Origin of the sequence: Oceanobacillus kapialis (genome assembly GCF_044790185.1) — a bacterium.
Classification (GTDB): domain Bacteria; phylum Bacillota; class Bacilli; order Bacillales; family Amphibacillaceae; genus Oceanobacillus_B; species Oceanobacillus_B kapialis.
Map to the genome: position 1 here is coordinate 711,326 of NZ_CP085256.1, position 20,525 is coordinate 731,850.

A 20,525-nucleotide genomic window follows, 5' to 3' on the forward strand; every position below is an offset into this window, starting at 1 on the left:
ACTCCTCATAAGTATCCCAGTTAAAATGAAGAAAATATTGAATCAAGGATGGCGACCTGTATTGGTCGTTGTCCTTTTGCTTGTTTTATGGGAGATAAGCAGCCGAATATTTGCCATCCCAGCATGGTTGTTACCAGCACCCTTAACGATTATGGAAGAAGGGGCGAGCACCTGGGCAAATTATGCACATCATCTTGTTTCCACAACCCAGCTATCCATATTAGGCTTTGTGATTGGAACAAGCATCGGTTTGCTTATTGCTGTGTTACTACACATGCTACCTCGTGTACGGGAAGCATTCTATCCGTTGCTCATTCTTTCGCAAAACATTCCAATTATTGTACTGGCACCATTACTAATTATTTGGTTCGGATTTGGTGTCCTGCCGAAGCTTTTTATTATAACCCTAGTTTGTTTCTTTCCTATTGCAGTCGCAGCCTTGGATGGATTCAGGCAAACAAATGCTGAGATGAAGCATTATATGTACATGGCAGGCGCATCAAGAAGGCAAATTTTCACAAAGCTTGAATTACCTCATGCACTGCCCGCTGTTTTCTCAGGTCTGAAAATATCTGCCACCTATAGTGTGATGGGGGCAGTAATTTCCGAATGGCTTGGCGCAAACCAAGGAATCGGCGTGTATATGACATTGGCGCAGTCCTCATTTCGAACAGATCGCGTCTTTGTAGCAATATTTTTTATCATGGTTTTATGCTTGCTGTTCTTCAGCTTAATCTTACTGCTGGAAAAGCTGCTTATTAAAGGACGTCCGGAAAAGGAGGGGGAAGCATGAGTGAGCTTGAAGTAAAACAGGTATCCAAATCATTTGGCGAAAAACAAGTGCTTGATTCTGTGTCCTTTTCGGTGAAAGAAGGCGAATTTGTTTCATTGCTCGGACCTTCTGGCAGCGGGAAAAGTACGCTGTTTCATTTAATTGGCGGATTGTATACACCCGATGAAGGTGGTCTATATCTGGGTGGCGAAGATATTACTGGGATGCGCGGCAAAATAAGCTATACACCACAAAGCCCATCCCTTTTTCCGTGGCGCACCATCCTTGAAAATGTCGTGCTCGGACAAGAACTATTTGCAAAGCCAGATAAAGACAAGGCACTTTCTATGCTTGAGCGTGCTGGACTTGCAGAGTATGCAGGAGCCTATCCGCACCAATTGTCAGGTGGCATGCGCCAACGCGCTGCTTTTGTCAGGTCCTTACTCAGCCCGCAACCGTTCATATGCCTGGATGAACCATTTTCCGCATTAGATGAATTTACCCGACTTGAAATGCAAAAATGGCTACTCTCCATTTGGGAAGAAAATCGCAAATCTATTTTATTTGTAACCCACAATATTGAAGAAGCCATCTTTCTTTCAGATCGAGTGCTCGTGCTATCCAGTAACCCTGCGATGGTAAAACGTGAGTTGACCATTCCGTTTGAACGGCCACGTCGGGAAGAGCTTGTTCTAACAGAGGAATTTTTGGAATGGAAGAAACAAATTTACCATGAGTTGCGGAGTGAAGGCTAATGCAGTCAGTAATCGATGCCCATATTCATTTGGATATGTATACAAAGCCAGAGCAACAGCGAATTTTGCAAGAGTTAAACGCAAGCAATGTGGTGGCGTTAATCTGTGTTTCCAATCATCTGAAGTCGGCCGGGAAGTTACTTGACCTGAGTAAGAAGGACACACGGGTGAAGCCTGCCATCGGCTACCACCCAGAGCAGGATCTGCCAACTGAAGATGAAATTTTAGGGCTGTGGAAGTGGATGGATCAGGAGTCAGAGCATTTTGTGGCAATCGGCGAGGTGGGGCTTCCATATTATATGCGCAAAGAGAACCCAGAGGTAAATTTAACGGCATATGTGGAGCTCTTAGAAAAATTTATAATGAAAGCAGCCCAGCTAGATAAGCCCATTGTGTTGCATGCCGTTTATGAAGATGCCCCGATTGTATGTGACTTGCTGGAAAAGCACCAAGTGAGTAAAGCACACTTTCACTGGTTTAAAGGCGACGAACAGACAGTGGAGCGCATGATTAAGAATGGCTACTATATTTCGATAACGCCTGACTGCTTGTATGAAGCGGAAATCCAAAAACTAATTCAAAGCTATCCCCTCGAACAGATGATGATCGAAACAGATGGTCCATGGCCATTTGAGCGGGAGTTTCAAGGCCGGCTAACACATCCTCATATGCTGCATCGGATTGTGGAGAAGATTGCTACTTTGAAAAAGATGAATGAAGGGCAAGTTTATCAAAAGCTTTTAATGAATACGAAGGAATTTTATAACCTCACAGATTAAATTGCTGTGGGGTTTATCCCACCTTAACGGGGGAGGACAGCGTCGCACCAATTAAGTGAAGAGACGCAACCGCCATCAAAAGAGGCGCACCAATCAGGTGAAGAGACGCAACCACCATCAAAGGAGGCGCACCAATCAAGTGAAGAGACGCAACCATCGTCAAAGGAGGCGCACCAGCCCATCTCAAGACGAGCGCCCCCAATTCAAAGACGCGCCGCATCACCTCCAAAACGGGCGCCAACTTCCTCAACACGCGCCGCACCACTTCCAAGACGAGCATCAACCTCCTCAAGACGCGCCGCACCACCTCCAAAACGAGCGCAAACCTCCTCAAGACGCGCCGCACCACTTCCAAAACGAGCACCCCACCCACCCCAAAACAACTTCAAAAAAATTTCACCCATATCCCTAAATTCCATATGCTTTTTTTGGTATAATAAAGTGATGGATTAAGTTAATGGAGGATTAACAATTTGTATACTACATTAAACGAATGGAAGCATATATTTAAACTCGACCCGGCGAAGGAAATTTCTGATGAGCATTTGGAAATGATATGTGAATCAGGTACGGATGCGATTATTGTTGGTGGAACAGATGATATTACGCTAGACGGGGTGTTGGACCTCCTTGCACGTGTGCGTCGTTACACGGTGCCATGCATTTTAGAAGTCTCTTCAATGGATGCGATCACGCCAGGCTTCGACTATTATTACATCCCCATGGTGTTAAATTCAAAAGAGAAAAAGTGGATGATGGATATTCAGCACCAGGCGATTAAAGAGTTTGTTGATATGATGGAATACAGCGAGGTTTTATTTGAAGGATATTGTATCTTGAATGAGGAAGCAAAGGCTTTTACACATACGAACAGTTACTTGCCGGATGAAGGAGATGTCATTGCATATGCATATATGGCGGAGAAGGTCTTCCATTTACCGGTTTTTTATATGGAATACAGCGGAACATATGGGGACCCCCAGCTTGTAGGAAAAGTGAAGCAACAGCTTGATGAAACAAAGCTTTTCTACGGTGGCGGCATAGAGACAGTCCAACAAGCTAGAGATATGAAAGAACATGCTGATGTCATTATTGTCGGCAACATTATCTATACAGACATAAAAAAAGCACTGAAAACAGTGAAAGCAATCAAGGATAATTAAGTTAGGCGGTGGGAGTATGAGTCAGACGATGGATGACTTATTAAAAGGATTGAATAAAGAACAGCAGGAAGCAGTAAAGCATACAGAAGGTGCCTTGCTGATTATGGCAGGTGCGGGTAGTGGAAAAACGCGTGTGCTTACACATCGAATTGCATACCTGCTTGGTGAAAAAGATGTAGCAGCAAGGAACGTGCTTGCAATTACCTTTACCAATAAAGCAGCGCGGGAGATGAAGGAGCGTGTCCGCAAATTAGTGGGACCGGAAAGTGAATACATGTGGGTATCCACATTCCACTCCATGTGTGTGCGCATTCTCCGCAGAGACATTGATCGGATTGGTTATAACCGTAATTTCAGTATTTTGGACAGTGGCGACCAGCTATCTGTTATCAAACAAATCTTAAAAAACCTCAACATCGACCCGAAAAAATTTGACCCACGTGCAATGCTTGGCCAAATTAGTGCAGCGAAGAATGAACTTATCACCGCTGAAGAATACAATAAGAATGTTGGGAATTTCTTTGATCGTCAGGTCGGACAAATTTACGAAGCATATGAAAAAATGCTGAAAAAGAACCAGTCACTCGATTTTGATGATCTGATCATGCAGACGATTCATTTATTCAAGCGTGTACCGGAAGTGCTGGAATATTATCAGCGCAGATTTCAATACATTCACGTTGATGAGTATCAGGATACGAACCATGCGCAATACTTCCTTGTGAAACAGCTCGCAAGCCGTTTTCAAAACTTATGCGTCGTGGGGGATTCTGACCAGTCGATTTATCGTTGGCGTGGTGCGGATATTTCGAATATCCTTTCCTTTGAAAAAGACTATCCTACCTCACGGACCGTTTTCTTGGAGCAAAATTACCGTTCGACGAAATCGATTTTGACTGCTGCCAATAAAGTGATCGAAAACAACTCTGGCCGTAAACCGAAAAATTTGTGGACGGAAAATCCAGATGGAAAAAACATTCATTACTTCCAAGGCGCAACAGAGCAGGAAGAGGCACTATTTATTACTGAGAAAATTCAGGAGTTAACTCGTCGCGATGGATTCTCTCCTGGAGATGTAGCGATATTATATCGTACCAATGCCCAGTCCCGTGCGGTCGAGGATACGTTGATGAAATCGAATATCTCATATCAAATGGTCGGCGGCACAAAGTTCTATGAGCGAAAAGAAATTAAAGACATGGTCGCATACTTGCGTCTTATTACGAACCCAGACGATGATTTGAGCTTTGAGCGAGTTGTCAATGTACCGAAGCGAGGCATCGGAAAAACGTCTATTGAAAAGTTGCGCGAACATGCCGCAACACATGACATCTCCTTTAATGAAGCGGTGAAAGAAGTGGATTTCACAGGTGTTTCCAAGAAAGCCGCCAATGCTCTGGCGCAATTTGGACAGTTGATTCAGTCCCTTTCCCAGCAGCAGGAATTTTTAACGGCAACCGATATGGTTGAAGCCGTGCTTGAACGGACAGGCTATGAACAAATGCTGAAAAATGAAGCAACAATTGAGTCACAAAGTCGCCTTGAAAACTTGGAAGAGTTTATGACTGTCACAAAGGATTTTGAAGCAACAGCAGAAGATAAAACATTGGTCGCTTTCCTAACCGATTTGGCATTAATTGCGGATATCGATCGTGTAGATGAAGAAGACCCGGATAATGAGGAAAAGATAACCTTAATGACCCTTCACGCCGCAAAAGGGCTGGAGTTCCCAGTGGTTTTCCTAATTGGGATGGAGGAGAATGTCTTCCCGCATAGTCGTTCTATGTTTGACGATGACGAAATGCAAGAAGAACGTAGACTCGCTTATGTAGGAATAACGAGAGCAGAACAGCAGCTTTATTTAACACATGCCAAGATGCGTACCTTATTTGGCCGTACGAACATGAACCCGATTAGCCGGTTCATTAGTGAAATTCCTGAAGAGCTAATCGATGGAATTGAACAGGCAAGGTCCTCGATGTTTGGTACACCGCTTGGACAACCAAAAGACAAGCCTGCACCTTTAAAACGAAAAGCAGAGCGGATGCAAAAGACAACTGGGGCCGAGAGTGAAACGTGGGGGCCAGGAGACAAAGCAAATCATAAAAAATGGGGAACAGGTACTGTCGTGAAAGTACAAGGTGAAGGGGAAGCAATGGAACTTGATATCGCTTTTCCTGCACCGACCGGAATCAAGCGGGTTCTGGCTAAATTTGCCCCAATTACGAAGCAATAGGAGGTGCTTGGATGGATCAGCAGCAAGCACAGAAAGAAATCGAAGCATTACGCGAAATATTAAACCAATACGGCTATGAATATTATGTGTTAGATAAACCAAGTGTTCCGGATGCGGAATATGATCAAAAGCTACAGGAATTACACAAGTTGGAAGAGGAATTTCCTGAGCTGGTTACCCCTGATTCTCCGACCCAACGAATAGGTGGTGAGCCATTAGAGGCTTTTCAAAAAGTGGAGCATAAAGTCCCAATGCTAAGCTTAGGCAATGCTTTCAATGAACAGGACCTGAGGGACTTTGCCAGAAGAGCGGCACAGGGAACAGATCAGCCTGTTAGCTTTGTGTGTGAGCTGAAAATTGATGGGCTTGCTATTTCCCTAACCTATGAAGATGGCAAGTTCACCCGAGGTTCCACACGTGGAGACGGGACAATAGGGGAGGATATTACAAGTAACCTAAGAACAATCCGAAGCATTCCATTGACCATAAAAGAAAAAGAAACATTGGAAGTACGTGGCGAAGCCTTTATGCCGCATAAGTCGTTTTTAGCCTTAAATGAAGCAAGAGAGGAACGAGAGGAAGAGCCATTCGCTAATCCTCGTAATGCTGCAGCAGGTTCCCTAAGACAATTGGATCCAAAAGTTGCGGCAGAACGTAATCTGGATATTTTTCTATATGGTGTCGGGGAGTGGAATAACAGTAATCTGACAAGCCATAGTGACCGACTTGATGCATTAAAGAAATTAGGATTTAAAACGAATCCGGAATGGAAGAAATGCGATACCATCGAGGAAGTACTCGAGTATGTAGAGTACTGGACAAACGAACGTCCAAATTTAAGCTACGAAATAGACGGGATTGTGGTGAAGGTTGATAACCTTGACCAACAAGAAGAACTAGGCTATACGGCGAAAAGCCCGCGCTGGGCCATCGCTTATAAATTCCCGGCAGAAGAGGCTGTTACCAATCTAACAGACATAGAATTAAGTGTGGGACGTACAGGTGTTGTGACACCAACTGCCATCCTAGATGCAGTGAAAGTAGCAGGAACAACAGTAAAAAGAGCTTCTTTGCATAATGAAGATCTTATTCGTGAACAGGATATCAGAATTGGCGATACAGTCGTCATCAAAAAAGCCGGAGACATTATCCCGAAAGTCGTTCGCGCCATTACAGAACAACGTACAGGCGAAGAAGTAGAATTCCATATGCCAACAGAATGCCCGGCGTGTGGCAGCGAACTTGTTCGGTTGGAAGAAGAAGTGGCTTTGCGCTGTATTAATCCCAATTGTCCGGCACAATTGAAAGAAGGGCTGATTCACTTTGTCTCGCGTAATGCCATGAACATTGATGGCTTAGGGGAAAAAGTCATTATTCAGCTTTTCCAGGAAAATCTGGTTCACACCATTGCGGATATCTACCGCCTAAAGCGTGAAGAATTGCTTGAGTTAGAACGTATGGGGGAAAAGTCTGTTGATAATTTGCTTCGAGCAATCGAGGTATCTAAAGATAACTCACTTGAGAAGTTGTTATTTGGACTTGGAATTCGCTTTGTCGGTTCAAAAGCGGCCAAAACACTTGCGACAGAATTTGACACAATGGAGAAGCTTCAGCAGGCGAGCTATGAAAACTTAGTAGCCATCGATGAGATCGGCGATAAAATGGCTGACTCTATCGTGCAATACTTCCAAGAAGAAAAAGTAATCAATCTAATTGATGAGCTTCGAGAGCTTGGTATTAATATGGAGTATAAAGGTCCAAAACGTCCAGAAGCGGATGAAGACTCCATATTTGCAGGGAAAACAGTCGTGCTTACAGGAAAAATGGAGAAATTGACACGTACGGAAGCCAAGGAAATGATCGAGGCAAGAGGCGGATCTGTAACAGGGAGTGTCAGTAAAAAAACAGACATTCTCATAGCAGGTGAAGACGCTGGTTCCAAATATGATAAAGCCCAAAAATTAGGCATTACCATATGGGATGAAGAACAGTTACAGGCTGCACTTGAGGAATAGGGGAGTGTAAGAAATGAAAAAATGGAGTATATGTCTGCTGGGCACACTCCTTCTAATTACGGGCTGTGCACCGGATACGGAAGAAGAGGTTGTGCAAAACGACGAAGAAACAGAACAAGAAACTTCAATTGTACCAAGCTACCAGCTTTCCGAGGAAAACTATAAAATGATACTACCTTATGAGCCAAGCCAGGCAAGGGGCGTTATCGTAAATCAGGTTGCAAACCGTATGGATATTGATGAAATGGAAGAGGGACTACGGAGACATTCGAAAGAAGTATATGATCCGAGTAATTATTTCTTTCAAGAAGGTCAGTATTTGGATGAGGATACAGTCTATGACTGGTTAGGTCGAAAGCTTACCAAAAGCCAGTTGGAAGAAGCCGCTCAAAAAGAAATAAATCGACTTGAAGATGCGGAAATGACAGTGAACGAGGAGCAAATCCGTAAGAATTTACAATTAGGATTAAACCCAGCAATACCAAATGATGAAAATAAAGAAGACCATCAGGAGAACCCTAGATATCTTTCTCATATTCTCGAACAAAATTTTCTTACAAAGAATGAGGATAACACAGTTAATCTAGAGGGGATTTCCATAGGGCTTGGGATGAAATCTGTTTATCGTTATCAGACGGAAACAGGCGGCCCTTATTATTACCAAGACATCTCAGAAAATGAAATGATGGAGCAAGCAACTGCCATTGCGGAGAAAGTTGTACAGCGAATTCGTAATATGGAAGGATTAGAAAATGTTCCAATCATGCTAGCAGTTTACAGAGAGCAGGAGCAAACCTCACCAATCCCAGGAAACTATGTTGCAAAAACGAATATAGCCGGTGGAAAAACTTCCCTAGGAGATTGGCAAAACATAGACGAACAATATGTTCTGTTTCCATCTGATGCAGGAAAAGAAAACTTCTTTGAAGACCATGAATTGGTAACGAGTTTTGGGAACGAAATTGCTAAATACTTTCCGAACTATGTAGGAGTGGTCGGAGAAGGCTTCTATATAAATGATGAATTGAGGAAGCTAACGATCGAAATTCCAATTGAGTTTTACGGAAAAGGGGAAGTTATCGGCTTTACCCAATATGCTTATGGACTCGTTCAAGACATGTTTGATAATTACTATGATCTTGAGTTGAAGATTACATCAAGTGAGAAAGTTGAAAGTACAGTTTATCGTGAAGCAGGAGCAGACACGCCGACTGTCCATATTTTCCACTAAAAAAAAGATTCGTTGAAGTCTGACAATAAATCAGGTAGAATAAGGGGTGGACATGCGCCACTCCTTATTTTTGTATGGTTTTTTAATGTGTATTTTGTGAAAACGCAATCAATAAGGAGAATAGGATAATTTTTAGGAGGTTTTTTATATGGTAGTACCTTACAAACATGAACCTTTTACAGATTTTACCGTAGAAGAAAACAGACAGCAAATGCTTGAAGCATTAAAAAAGGTAGAAGCTGATCTGGGTAAAGAATATCCGTTGATCATTGGCGGTGAGCGTATCACGACAGATGACAAGATTGTGTCTGTTAATCCAGCCAACAAAGAAGAAATAGTTGGATATGTTTCCAAAGCAAATAGAGAGCTTGCTGAAAAAGCAATGCAAACTGCTGATAAAACATTTGAAACATGGAGAAAGTCTGATCCTAAATTCCGTGCAGACATTCTGTTCCGTGCCGCGGCTATTGTACGTCGTCGTAAGCATGAGTTCACTGCACATCTAGTAAAAGAAGGCGGAAAGCCATGGAAGGAAGCAGATGCAGATACTGCTGAAGCAATAGATTTCATGGAATATTATGGCCGCCAAATGCTAGAATTAAAGGATGGCGTAAAAGTTAACAGCCGACCAATTGAATTCAACCAGTATCATTATATCCCACTAGGTGTAGGGGTTGTAATCTCCCCATGGAACTTCCTGTTCGCTATCATGGCAGGAACGACTGTGGCTGCGATGGTAACAGGAAACACTGTTCTATTGAAACCAGCAAGTGCTACACCAGTAATTGCTTATAAATTAATGGAAGTATTAGAAGAGGCTGGGCTCCCAGCTGGTGTTATTAACTTCATTCCTGGGCCTGGTAGTGAAGTGGGAGACTATCTTGTGGATCATCCACGCACACGTTTTGTTAGCTTCACTGGCTCTCGTGATGTTGGAACACGTATTTTCGAACGTGCTGCTAAAGTGCAAGAAGGTCAAAAATGGCTGAAACGTACCATTATCGAAATGGGTGGAAAAGATACCATTGTAGTAGATAAAGAGGCAGACTTAGAGCTTGCCGCACAATCTATTGTTCAGTCTGCATTTGGCTTCTCTGGTCAAAAATGCTCTGCTTGTTCACGAGCAGTAATCCATCAGGATGTATATGATGAAGTGAAAGATCGTGTAGTAGCTTTAACAAAAGAGTTATCAGCAGGTAATCCACATGACAATTCACACTTTATGGGTCCTGTTATCGACCAAGGTGCATACGATAAAATTATGGATTACATCGAAGTTGGTAAAAAAGAAGGTGAGCTGCTTGTCGGCGGAACTGGCGATGATAGCAAAGGTTGGTTCGTAAATCCAACAGTATTCGGTGATCTTAAACCAGACGCGCGCATCATGCAAGAAGAAATCTTCGGACCTGTAGTTGGGTTAACAAAAGCAAAAGATTTTGATGAAGCAATCGAAATTGCCAACAACACAGAGTATGGCTTGACAGGTGCTGTCATTACAAATAATCGTCAACACCAAGAGCAAGCTCGTGAGGACTTCCATGTAGGAAACCTTTACTTTAACCGTGGATGTACAGCGGCTATCGTAGGATACCAGCCATTTGGTGGTTTCAACATGTCAGGTACAGATTCCAAAGCAGGTGGTCCGGATTACCTAATTCACCACATGCAAGGAAAAACTACCTCCGAAATGTTTTAATAAGAAAATAGTCACATGAACCCGATTAACCCCCTTTCTAGCAAAAATTTGCTCAAAAAGGGGGTTAATTTTCCTCTCTCAGGAAAATTGGAAAGTTTTTAGGGCGATTATTGCTATAAATGACCGTATATTTTCCCAATATGAATTATCTGAAATCATGTTATAATAAGACTACAGAAGACATTAAATATTAGTAGAGGATAGGGTGGGTGAAATTGATAGAAATAGGATCCTTTATCAAGCTACAACGGACAAAACAAGAAATGACACAGGGAGATTTGGCTAAAGGTATTGTATCATTATCCTATTTATCAAAAATTGAAAACCTAAAAACAGAAGCTAGTCCTGAAATCATTCAAATGCTCTGTACACGCCTAGGCATCAAGATGGATAATTCTCTCGATGCTACGATCCAGGAAAAATGCAAGAAATGGTACAGCATGCTTTATGAAGTGAATGATAAAAAGGACATTATTGCTACATACAACGAGATTCAAAATTTAATGGATACCAACCTTACCGAAAGCCTACTTCTATTTGAGATTCATAAGATTAGATATTATTTAATCTTAGGGGACCTTGACGAAGCCTTGAATAAGATTAATGAGCTGAATGAAATCTCTGGCACTTTTGATAACTTGCATTTGTTTTATTGGAATAAATTTAGAGGGAATTATCATTCATTTATAGCCGATTTTAGTAATGCAATATACCTTTACCAATCGGCTGAGGAAAAATTTAATAAGTTAGAGCTAGAGGAACAAGAAATAGCGGACCTGCAATATACCATTGCTGTAACACATAGTAAGTTAAGGAATACCCTTGAAGCAATTGATTATTCTAACCTAGCGTTAGAAGTATTTATGAAACAATATAACTTTATTCGATGTGCGCAATGCCACATTATACTAGGAATCTCGTATAGAAGAATTCGAATGTATAATAAAGCAATTAAGAATCTTAATTTAGCGCTTCATTTAGGGCAATTAAGTAATAATAATCAAATAATATTGTTAACTCATCAAAACTTAGGTCATCTTTATTCTACAAAAGGCGATTCCCAGGAGTCTATCAATCATTTTCAAGAGGTCATACAAGATGATACCGCAGAAACGATTGACAACTTAAATTCAGTAGCTGCTTTGGTGAGAGAGTATTACAATATTCAAGATTACTCTAGTGCTAGAAAATTTGTGGATCAAGGGATGGAACTCATCCGTCAAGATAGTGACAAAGGCCCTTATAGTAAACACTATTACTATGTAATTAACACATATAATTATTTGCTAAGAGATGAATTTGACAAATTCGAGAAGTTTGTAATTCAAAAGTTTATTCCATACTTAAACAAGCAAAAGGATTTTGCTATGCTAAGTATATATTCCGAATTACTTGCTAAACATTACGAGAAATTCGGTAAATATAAAAATGCTTCAAAATATTATCAAGTGGCTAATTTTGCCTACAAGCAAATTACAAATATTTAAGGATTTGAAAGGAGGCTAATAATATGAAAAAGTTAATCTCTGGAATTCTCATTGGGGCTTTATTGTTCTCAGGATATATGTTTACACAGCAACATGACACAGCTGTGGGTGAAAGAGAACCAAGTGTATTCTCAATTCAACAAACAAACTTCTTCTAATCTTTATTAGAAGTTTTTTTACAAGATTTAATCAGTATTTTATACCCTATTACAAATATGATAGATTGGCCTGGTATGGTGTGGAAACTATGCCAGGCATTTTTTTGTTCTCAATCGATATTTACTTATTAAACATCAACCATACCCGTTCAACACACCCCAGAAAAAACTTTTCTAAAAAATTTTCGCTTCACACAAATCTTACGTATAATCAAGAATACTATCGTGATCCAGTGAAAATGGGACAATAACCTATTGACTTTACGAGCATACAAGTATATAAAGTATAAAACCACTATACGACGCTATCTGAAGTTTGCATCCGGTTTAAACGAGGCCAGAGCGCATGTAACTAAACACATAGGCGCTTGAAATGTATGTGAATATATGAAACCATAGTTTTTGTGCTTTGGCAGATTAATTGAGTCGCTTGTAGAAATATCCAGATGAAGGGGGAGCACGACATGGAGGAATATGCTATTAGGGGAGCAACATGGTTCTGGCTGTTTGTGCCGATGCCAATCGTATTATTGGCATCCATTATTACATTGTTTACAGAGAGGAGAAAGTAAAACGTGGATCTTACTACACTAATAACTTTTATCATCTATCTACTAGGAATGCTTGTAATTGGTCTTATTATGTACCGCATGACAAATAATCTTTCGGATTACGTGCTCGGCGGAAGAAATCTTGGGCCGGGAGTAGCTGCGCTTAGTGCAGGTGCTTCAGATATGAGTGGCTGGTTGTTGCTTGGTTTGCCAGGGGCAATCTATGCATCGGGAATGTCTGAGGCATGGATGGCGATTGGGCTCGCGATCGGTGCTTATTTAAACTGGCAGTTTGTTGCAAAACGCTTACGAATATATACGGAGGTAGCAAATAATTCTATTACTATCCCCGACTTTTTGGAAAATCGTTTTAAAGATAAATCACATTTACTTCGTGTTATTTCCGCACTTGTTATCTTACTATTTTTCACCTTTTATACATCTTCAGGAATGGTGGCAGGAGCTAAGCTTTTCGAAGCATCATTTGGCTTAAATTATGAAGCCGCACTTTGGATAGGAACCATAGTAGTCGTCTCTTATACATTGCTTGGCGGGTTCCTTGCAGTAGCATGGACAGATTTCTTCCAAGGTATCCTTATGTTCCTTGCGCTTATTGTGGTGCCAATCGTGGCATTGAATCAGTTAGGTGGATGGTCAGAGGCTGTGCAAGCAGTTGGGGAGATCGAACCAAATCACTTAAACATGGTACAAGGTGTCGGTGTAATGGCTATTATATCCTCCTTAGCATGGGGACTGGGCTATTTCGGGCAACCGCATATAATTGTACGCTTTATGGCCCTTCGTTCTCCGAAAGATGTGCCAAAAGCGAAATTCATTGGGACAGCATGGATGATTCTTGGTCTGTATGGGGCTATCTTTACTGGCTTCGTCGGGCTAGCATTTATTAGTACACAGGATGTTTCAGTGTTAAGTAGCTTTGGGATTCAGGTGACCACAGAGAATGGGTTACAAGTACTTGCTGATCCGGAGAAAATATTTATTGCCTTTTCCCAGGTGCTTTTCCATCCAATTGTGGCAGGAGTACTGCTGGCTGCAATTCTCTCTGCTATTATGAGTACCATTGATTCACAGCTACTCGTATCATCCTCAGCTGTGGCGGAAGACTTTTATAAAGCATTTTTCCGTAAAAAAGCGAGTGGGAAAGAGCTTGTATGGGTAGGCAGGATTGCTACTATTATTATTGCACTTATTGCCGCACTCATTGCGATGAACCCTGAAAGTTCTGTGCTAGAACTTGTAAGCTATGCATGGGCTGGGTTTGGTGCAGCATTTGGTCCAATTATTTTGCTTTCCTTATTATGGAAGGGGATTACCCGTAACGGGGCGCTTGCTGGAATTCTGGTTGGTGCCGTAACGGTTATTGTGTGGGGTGAATTTTTATCAGGAGGAATATTCGACCTGTACGAAATCGTTCCAGGCTTCATCCTTAACCTTTTCGTTACCATTCTAGTGAGTCTATTTGGCTCTACTAAGCCAGAAATTGTGAAAGAGTTTGATCAAGCAGCAGCAAAAATGAAAGAATAAGTTTAAAAGGGGCGATACTTTTCTATAATGAAAAGTATCGCCTTTTTTGTTAGGTCGAGCTCCATTTCAACAACTATTTCTAACCTAATCGAAAAGCAAGTTAGAAGGGTAGCAATATTTGATTCCAGGTGCCTGGTTCTGCTATTATCAATAGTGTTATACTAAAATAAGACAGTTATGTGCATAGAGGCTTTTACAATGATCATGTCACTGAATAACATACAAGATAAAAAGAGGGAGGGCTAGACAATGGCAGATATCTCAAAAGAACAAGTAAAACATGTTGCCCACTTGGCAAGGCTCGCAGTAACGGAAGAAGAAGTGGAAAAGTTTACAGAACAGTTAAGCTCCATTATTACGTATGCGGAACAACTAAATGAGTTGGATACAGATGGTGTAGAACCGACAACACACGTGTTAGATTTAAAAAACGTGTTGCGTAAGGACGAGCCAAAAGAATGGATTACACAGGACGAAGCATTAAAGAATGCTCCTGATAAAAAAGATGGCCATTACCGTGTACCATCAATCTTGGAGTAGGGAGGGAAATACATGTCATTATTTGACCATACAATAAAGGAATTAGAAGAAAAGCTACATAATAAGGAAATTACGATTCAAGACCTCGTAAGTGCATCATACCAGCGAATTGAGCAAGTAGACGACAAGGTCCATGCTTTTCTAACGTTAAATAAAGAAGCTGCCCTTGAGCAGGCGAAACAACTGGATGAGGAAGAGGATAAATCCGCAGCGCTTTTCGGTATGCCGAGCGGAATTAAGGATAATATCGTGACAAAGGCATTGCGCACAACTTGTGCTAGTCAGTTCCTCGATAATTTTGATGATCCATTATACAACGCAACTGTTGTTGAAAAGCTTAACAAGGAAAAGACCATTACCATTGGAAAATTAAACATGGATGAGTTCGCGATGGGGTCCTCAAACGAGAACTCTAGCTATGAGCCTACTCGTAATCCATGGAACACTGACTATGTGCCAGGTGGATCCAGTGGTGGTTCAGCAGCAGCCGTGGCAGCAGGTGAAGTATTATTTTCACTAGGTTCTGACACTGGTGGATCGATTCGCCAGCCAGCGGCATTCTGTGGGGTTGTGGGATTAAAACCAACCTATGGCCGTGTATCCCGTTTTGGCTTGGTTGCATTCGCATCTTCACTAGACCAAATTGGACCAATCACCCGTACTGTTGAAGACAGTGCACGCGTACTAGAAGTCATTGCTGGTCATGACCCAATGGATTCTACAAGTGCGAACGTTGATGTCCCTGCATATACAGAGGCACTAACAAATGACGTGAAAGGCTTAAAAATTGCCGTGCCGAAAGAATACTTGGCTGAAGGTGTAGCACCAGAGGTTAAGGAATCGGTGCTTGAAGCTCTAAAAGTATATGAATCCTTAGGAGCTACATGGGAAGAGGTTTCCTTACCACACTCTAAATATGCCGTGGCGACGTATTACTTATTATCTTCATCTGAGGCGTCTGCAAACCTTGCCCGCTTTGACGGAGTACGTTATGGCGTGCGTTCCGAGAATGCGGACAACATGATCGATATGTTCAAGAAATCCCGTAGTGAAGGTTTTGGAGATGAAGTAAAACGCCGTATCATGCTAGGAACCTTTGCACTTAGCTCTGGTTACTATGATGCGTATTATAAAAAAGCACAAAAAGTACGTACATTAATTAAAAATGATTTTGATAAAATTTTCGAAGACTATGATGTCGTAATCGGGCCAACAACCCCAACCCCAGCATTTAAAGTCGGCGAAAAAGTGGACGACCCATTAACCATGTATGCAAATGATATTCTAACCATCCCAGTAAACCTTGCGGGAGTACCAGGAATTTCTATACCATGCGGTTTGTCTGAGGCAGGCTTACCAATTGGCTTGCAAATCATCGGAAAACATTTTGACGAAAGTACCGTTTTCCGTGCTGCACATGCATTTGAAAAAGCAACCGATCATCATACGAAGCGACCTCAGCTAGGAGGTGCCAACTAATGAATTTTGAAACAATCATTGGCTTAGAGGTACACGTTGAATTAAAAACAGCATCCAAGATTTTTAGCCCAAGTACGAATGAATTCGGCACAAATCCGAATACGAACGTCAACCCGATTGACTTAGGGTATCCTGGAGTTCTTCCAGTACTGAATGAGGAAGCAGTTAATTTCGCAATGAAGGCTGCAATGGCCTTGAACTGTGAAATTGCTACAGATACGAAATTTGACCGAAAAAACTATTTCTATCCAGATAATCCAAAGGCCTATCAGATCTCGCAATTTGACAAGCCAATTGGTGAAAATGGATGGATTGAAATTGAAGTTAACGGTAAGACAAAACGCATCGGCATTACTCGCCTGCATTTAGAAGAGGATGCAGGAAAACTAACCCATGGCGATGATGGCTATTCCTATGTGGACTTTAACCGGCAAGGCACTCCACTTGTAGAGATCGTATCAGAGCCGGACATGCGCTCACCAGAAGAGGCATATGCTTATCTGGAGAAATTAAAAAGTATCATTCAGTACACAGGTGTTTCCGATGTGAAAATGGAAGAAGGGTCATTACGCTGTGACGCAAACATTTCCCTACGTCCAATTGGGCAAGAAGAATTCGGCACAAAAGCAGAGCTGAAAAACCTAAACTCCTTTAGCTATGTACAAAAAGGGCTAGAGTTTGAAGAGAAACGCCAGGAGAAGGAACTTCTTACAGGAGGCGAAATCCTTCAGGAAACACGCCGTTATGATGAAAAGACAAAAGAAACCATTCTAATGCGTGTCAAAGAAGGATCTGACGATTATCGTTACTTCCCAGAGCCTGATCTAGTGCCGCTTTACATCGATGAAGCATGGAAAGAACGCATCCGTAACGAAATCCCTGAGCTTCCTGATGCAAGAAAAGCACGCTATATTGAGCAAATGGGACTTTCCGAATATGATGCTGCTGTCCTAACAAGTTCCAAACAAATTGCAGACTTCTTCGAGGAAGCTGTAAACAACGGAGCAGATATGAAGCAAGTGTCCAACTGGTTGATGGGTGAAGTATCTGCTTACATGAACAAGCATTATAAAGAATTAGACGAACTGGCTATCACACCAGCAGCACTGGCGAAAATGATTAACCTAATCGAAGATGGCACCATTTCATCTAAAATTGCCAAAAAGGTATTCGCTGAACTAGTGGAAAACGGTGGCGACCCAGAACAGGTTGTAAAAGATAAAGGACTTGTCCAAATCTCAGATGAAGGGCAATTACGCGAAATTATTTCCAATGTCCTTGCTGAAAATGAACAGTCTATAATTGACTATAAGAACGGAAAAGATAAAGCAGTGAAGTTCCTGGTTGGGCAGGTTATGAAGGCGACAAAAGGTCAGGCAAACCCACCAATGGTAAATAAAATTCTTCAGGAAGAATTAGCCAAAAAATAGATTAAAACAGCTACTGGACCGCCATTTATGAGTAACCCTATTCTTAATGGCGGTCTGGTTTTTTATCTAGACCCCTTTTCAAATTGATAGAAAAGGGCTATGATATTGGTTGGACTTAAAAATTTGAAAAGTGACCATTATATATAGCAATGGCCCTGCACACATGTAGCAATGGGGGGAAAAGAAATGAAGAAAGCGAGAATCATTTACAATCCAACTTCCGGAAGAGAGGCTTTTAAAAAGGAATTGTCGTACGTTCTGGAAAAGCTAGAAGTTGCTGGATATGAAACATCTGCGCATGCAACGACCTGTGAAGGAGATGCGATTGAAGCAGCAAAGGCGGCTGTTGATAGAGGGTATGACTTAGTCGTGGCAGCGGGTGGCGATGGGACAATTAACGAAGTAATCAATGGCATAGCTCAGGAAGAGCACCGACCAAGGCTGGGAATTATTCCAGTTGGAACGACAAATGACTTTGCCAGAGCACTAAACATCCCACGTGACATAAAGAAAGCAGCGGATATTATCGTAGACGGCAAAAGCATGCTTCTGGATATCGGAAAAGTAAACGATCATTTCTTTATGAACATTGCCGGTGGAGGGAAGCTGACAGAGTTAACCTATGAAGTACCGAGCAAGTTAAAAACCATGCTTGGCCAGCTTGCCTATTATATGAAGGGAATCGAAATGCTTCCATCCTTAAAGCCGACAAGAGTACGAATTGAATATGACGGAACGGTAGTAGATGAAGATATTATGTTATTTCTTGTTGCCAATACCAATTCCGTTGGCGGCTTTGAAAAATTAGCACCAGTTGCCACATTAGATGACGGCTATTTCGACCTTTTAATATTGCGCAAAGCAAACCTGGCAGAATTCATTCGCATTGCCACGTTGGCACTTCGCGGAGCACACTTAGAAGACAAGCATGTCATTTATACAAAAGCAAAACATATTAAGGTAACGACAGAAGAAAAAATGCAGCTTAACATAGACGGAGAGTTTGGTGGATTACTTCCAGGAGAGTTCATCAACCTGCAGCAGCATATTGAGTTTTGTGTGCCAGAAGATTTTACTACGAATTAATGTAGAAAGAAGATTACACGAGATGTAATCTTCTTTTTAAATGGATTGAAAATGTGATTCGAGTAGAAGATATGATAAGATAAGAACCACATACTATGAGCGTAAAGGAAGATAGAAATGGCAAAACAGGCAGCACCTGTAAAGAAAAATGAAACAATTACCCTAACATTTGAGGATCTTACCCATGAAGGGAACGGAGTAGGCAAGGTGGACGGTTATCCCTTGTTTGTTCCTCATGGTCTACCTGGTGAAGAAGCTACAGTGAAGGTTGTAAAAGTGAATAAGAACTTTGGCTTTGGTAAACTATTAGACGTCACAACACCAAGTGATCAACGTGTGGAGCCACCATGTAATGTTTATTATCAATGTGGAGGCTGCCAGCTCCAGCATATGAGTTATGACCTGCAGCTACAAATGAAGCAAAACCAGGTGAAGAGTGTCATGCGTAAGATTGCCCACTTGGAGCACGTGCCAGTTCATCCAACACTCGGCATGGAAGACCCATGGCGCTACCGTAATAAGGTGCAAATGCCAGTAGGCGAGCATGATGGGGAACTAATCACAGGTTTTTACCGCAAACGGAGCCATGAGATTATTTCCGAAATGGAAACCTGTGTCATTCAGGACGAGTTAAATGATCGCTCTGTGCATGCTGTAAGGAGAATCGCAAATCGTTTAGGCATTAAAGCTTACGATGAGAAAGCAGATCGTGGTGTGCTCCGTCATATTATGGTTCGCACAGGCAGAGAAACCAATGAAACGATGATTGTACTTATCACGCGTACGGACAAGCTGCCCCATCAAGAGGAGCTAATCCGAGAGCTTACAGAAACGTTCCCACACGTAAAATCGATTGTGCATAATGTGAACAATAAACGCACCAATGTCATCCTTGGCAGAAAGACAACCGTTATTTGGGGAGAAGAATACATTTACGATACAATTGGAGATATTAAATTCGCCATTTCAGCAAAATCCTTCTATCAAGTAAACCCTCCTCAAACGAAAGTGCTTTATGATAAGGCATTAGAGTATGCTCAAATCGGTGCTGACGACACAGTGGTGGATGCCTATTGTGGAATTGGAACAATCTCTTTATTCCTCGCGCAGCAGGCAAAAAAAGTGTATGGTGTTGAAGTGGTACCAGAAGCAATTAGTGATGCCAAAATGAACGCAAAGCTTAATGGCATTAACAATGCTGAATTCGTTGTTGGAGAAGCTGAAAAGGTTATGCCATGGTGGAAAGCACAAGGACTGCGCCCAGACGTCATTGTCGTCGACCCACCACGCAAAGGCTGTGAAGTAGATTTTCTTCAAGCTATGATCGGAATGGAGCCAAAACGGATTGTATATGTGTCTTGTAACCCATCTACGTTAGCGAGGGACTTGAGAATCTTGGAAGATGGTGGATATGAGACAAAAGAGGTTCAGCCTGTAGATATGTTTCCACAGACGAACCACGTGGAGTGTGTGACGGTTTTGGAGAGGAAAGTGTCTCGCTAAAATAAACAACTGACAATGAAAATAAATATTTGCTATTCAGACCCTAATTTCGTTGAGAATTACCATTAGCGATATTGGGGTTTTTTTATGACCAGTTCT

At 41.8% G+C, this 20,525-nt stretch carries 17 protein-coding genes; 16 read left to right on the plus strand and 1 reads right to left on the minus strand.

All coding sequences use genetic code 11. The features are described 5' to 3' along the window. Positions 1-25 precede the first annotated feature (25 nt). The 3 genes from LG273_RS03810 to LG273_RS03820 are packed head-to-tail and all read left to right on the plus strand — an operon-like array spanning position 26 to position 2,306. On the plus strand, positions 26-793 hold the full coding sequence (locus tag LG273_RS03810; protein ID WP_404457879.1) for an ABC transporter permease: 768 nt from the start codon (positions 26-28) through the stop codon (positions 791-793). Then, positions 790-1,527 (plus strand): ABC transporter ATP-binding protein, encoded by a 738-nt coding sequence (locus LG273_RS03815; RefSeq protein ID WP_379562332.1) that lies wholly within the window; start codon positions 790-792, stop codon positions 1,525-1,527. Before LG273_RS03810 ends, LG273_RS03815 begins: the two co-directional genes overlap by 4 nt. Next, the gene (locus LG273_RS03820; RefSeq protein WP_404457882.1) at positions 1,527-2,306 is read left to right on the plus strand and encodes a TatD family hydrolase; all 780 of its coding nucleotides are present in this window, start codon (positions 1,527-1,529) and stop codon (positions 2,304-2,306) included. Before LG273_RS03815 ends, LG273_RS03820 begins: the two co-directional genes overlap by 1 nt. 203 nt (positions 2,307-2,509) lie before the next feature. On the opposite strand, the gene LG273_RS03825 is transcribed toward LG273_RS03820, so the two are convergent. Further along, positions 2,510-2,695, minus strand: coding sequence for a hypothetical protein (locus LG273_RS03825; protein ID WP_404457884.1), 186 nt, complete (start codon positions 2,693-2,695; stop codon positions 2,510-2,512). 84 nt (positions 2,696-2,779) lie between these two features. Between LG273_RS03825 and LG273_RS03830 the strand changes: the two genes are divergently transcribed. The 13 genes from LG273_RS03830 (at position 2,780) to rlmD (ending at position 20,426) form a co-directional block, all read left to right on the plus strand. Continuing rightward, positions 2,780-3,469, plus strand: coding sequence for a heptaprenylglyceryl phosphate synthase (locus LG273_RS03830; protein ID WP_379562330.1), 690 nt, complete (start codon positions 2,780-2,782; stop codon positions 3,467-3,469). Between the two features lie 16 nt (positions 3,470-3,485). Beyond that, positions 3,486-5,705, plus strand: coding sequence for a DNA helicase PcrA (gene pcrA, locus LG273_RS03835; RefSeq protein WP_404457887.1), 2,220 nt, complete (start codon positions 3,486-3,488; stop codon positions 5,703-5,705). Between the two features lie 11 nt (positions 5,706-5,716). Beyond that, positions 5,717-7,720, plus strand: a complete 2,004-nt coding sequence (gene ligA, locus LG273_RS03840) for an NAD-dependent DNA ligase LigA (RefSeq protein WP_404457889.1) — start codon at positions 5,717-5,719, stop codon at positions 7,718-7,720. Positions 7,721-7,733: 13 nt separating this feature from the next. Continuing rightward, positions 7,734-8,951, plus strand: a complete 1,218-nt coding sequence (locus tag LG273_RS03845) for a CamS family sex pheromone protein (protein ID WP_404457892.1) — start codon at positions 7,734-7,736, stop codon at positions 8,949-8,951. A gap of 148 nt (positions 8,952-9,099) precedes the next feature. After that, positions 9,100-10,647, plus strand: a complete 1,548-nt coding sequence (pruA, locus tag LG273_RS03850) for an L-glutamate gamma-semialdehyde dehydrogenase (RefSeq protein ID WP_404457895.1) — start codon at positions 9,100-9,102, stop codon at positions 10,645-10,647. A 209-nt stretch (positions 10,648-10,856) separates the two neighbouring features. After that, positions 10,857-12,134, plus strand: coding sequence for a helix-turn-helix domain-containing protein (locus LG273_RS03855; RefSeq protein ID WP_404457898.1), 1,278 nt, complete (start codon positions 10,857-10,859; stop codon positions 12,132-12,134). A gap of 23 nt (positions 12,135-12,157) precedes the next feature. Next, positions 12,158-12,292 carry a hypothetical protein gene (locus tag LG273_RS03860; protein ID WP_404457901.1) on the plus strand — a complete coding sequence of 45 codons (135 nt, stop codon included), beginning with the start codon at positions 12,158-12,160 and terminating at the stop codon, positions 12,290-12,292. Positions 12,293-12,867: 575 nt separating this feature from the next. After that, the gene (putP, locus tag LG273_RS03865) at positions 12,868-14,388 is read left to right on the plus strand and encodes a sodium/proline symporter PutP (RefSeq protein ID WP_379562323.1); all 1,521 of its coding nucleotides are present in this window, start codon (positions 12,868-12,870) and stop codon (positions 14,386-14,388) included. A 249-nt stretch (positions 14,389-14,637) separates the two neighbouring features. Beyond that, the gene (gene gatC / locus LG273_RS03870) at positions 14,638-14,928 is read left to right on the plus strand and encodes an Asp-tRNA(Asn)/Glu-tRNA(Gln) amidotransferase subunit GatC (protein WP_379562322.1); all 291 of its coding nucleotides are present in this window, start codon (positions 14,638-14,640) and stop codon (positions 14,926-14,928) included. Between the two features lie 12 nt (positions 14,929-14,940). Further along, entirely contained in the window at positions 14,941-16,407 is a 1,467-nt protein-coding gene (gene gatA / locus LG273_RS03875; protein WP_404457905.1) for an Asp-tRNA(Asn)/Glu-tRNA(Gln) amidotransferase subunit GatA, read from the plus strand. Beyond that, positions 16,407-17,837, plus strand: a complete 1,431-nt coding sequence (gatB, locus tag LG273_RS03880; protein WP_404457907.1) for an Asp-tRNA(Asn)/Glu-tRNA(Gln) amidotransferase subunit GatB — start codon at positions 16,407-16,409, stop codon at positions 17,835-17,837. The genes gatA and gatB overlap by 1 nt, the downstream gene beginning before the upstream one ends. A gap of 186 nt (positions 17,838-18,023) precedes the next feature. Next, the gene (locus LG273_RS03885) at positions 18,024-18,923 is read left to right on the plus strand and encodes a diacylglycerol kinase (RefSeq protein WP_379562319.1); all 900 of its coding nucleotides are present in this window, start codon (positions 18,024-18,026) and stop codon (positions 18,921-18,923) included. A gap of 117 nt (positions 18,924-19,040) precedes the next feature. Beyond that, positions 19,041-20,426: a 23S rRNA (uracil(1939)-C(5))-methyltransferase RlmD gene (gene rlmD, locus LG273_RS03890; protein WP_404457911.1), complete on the plus strand. Its 1,386-nt coding sequence runs from the start codon at positions 19,041-19,043 to the stop codon at positions 20,424-20,426. Positions 20,427-20,525 lie beyond the last annotated feature (99 nt).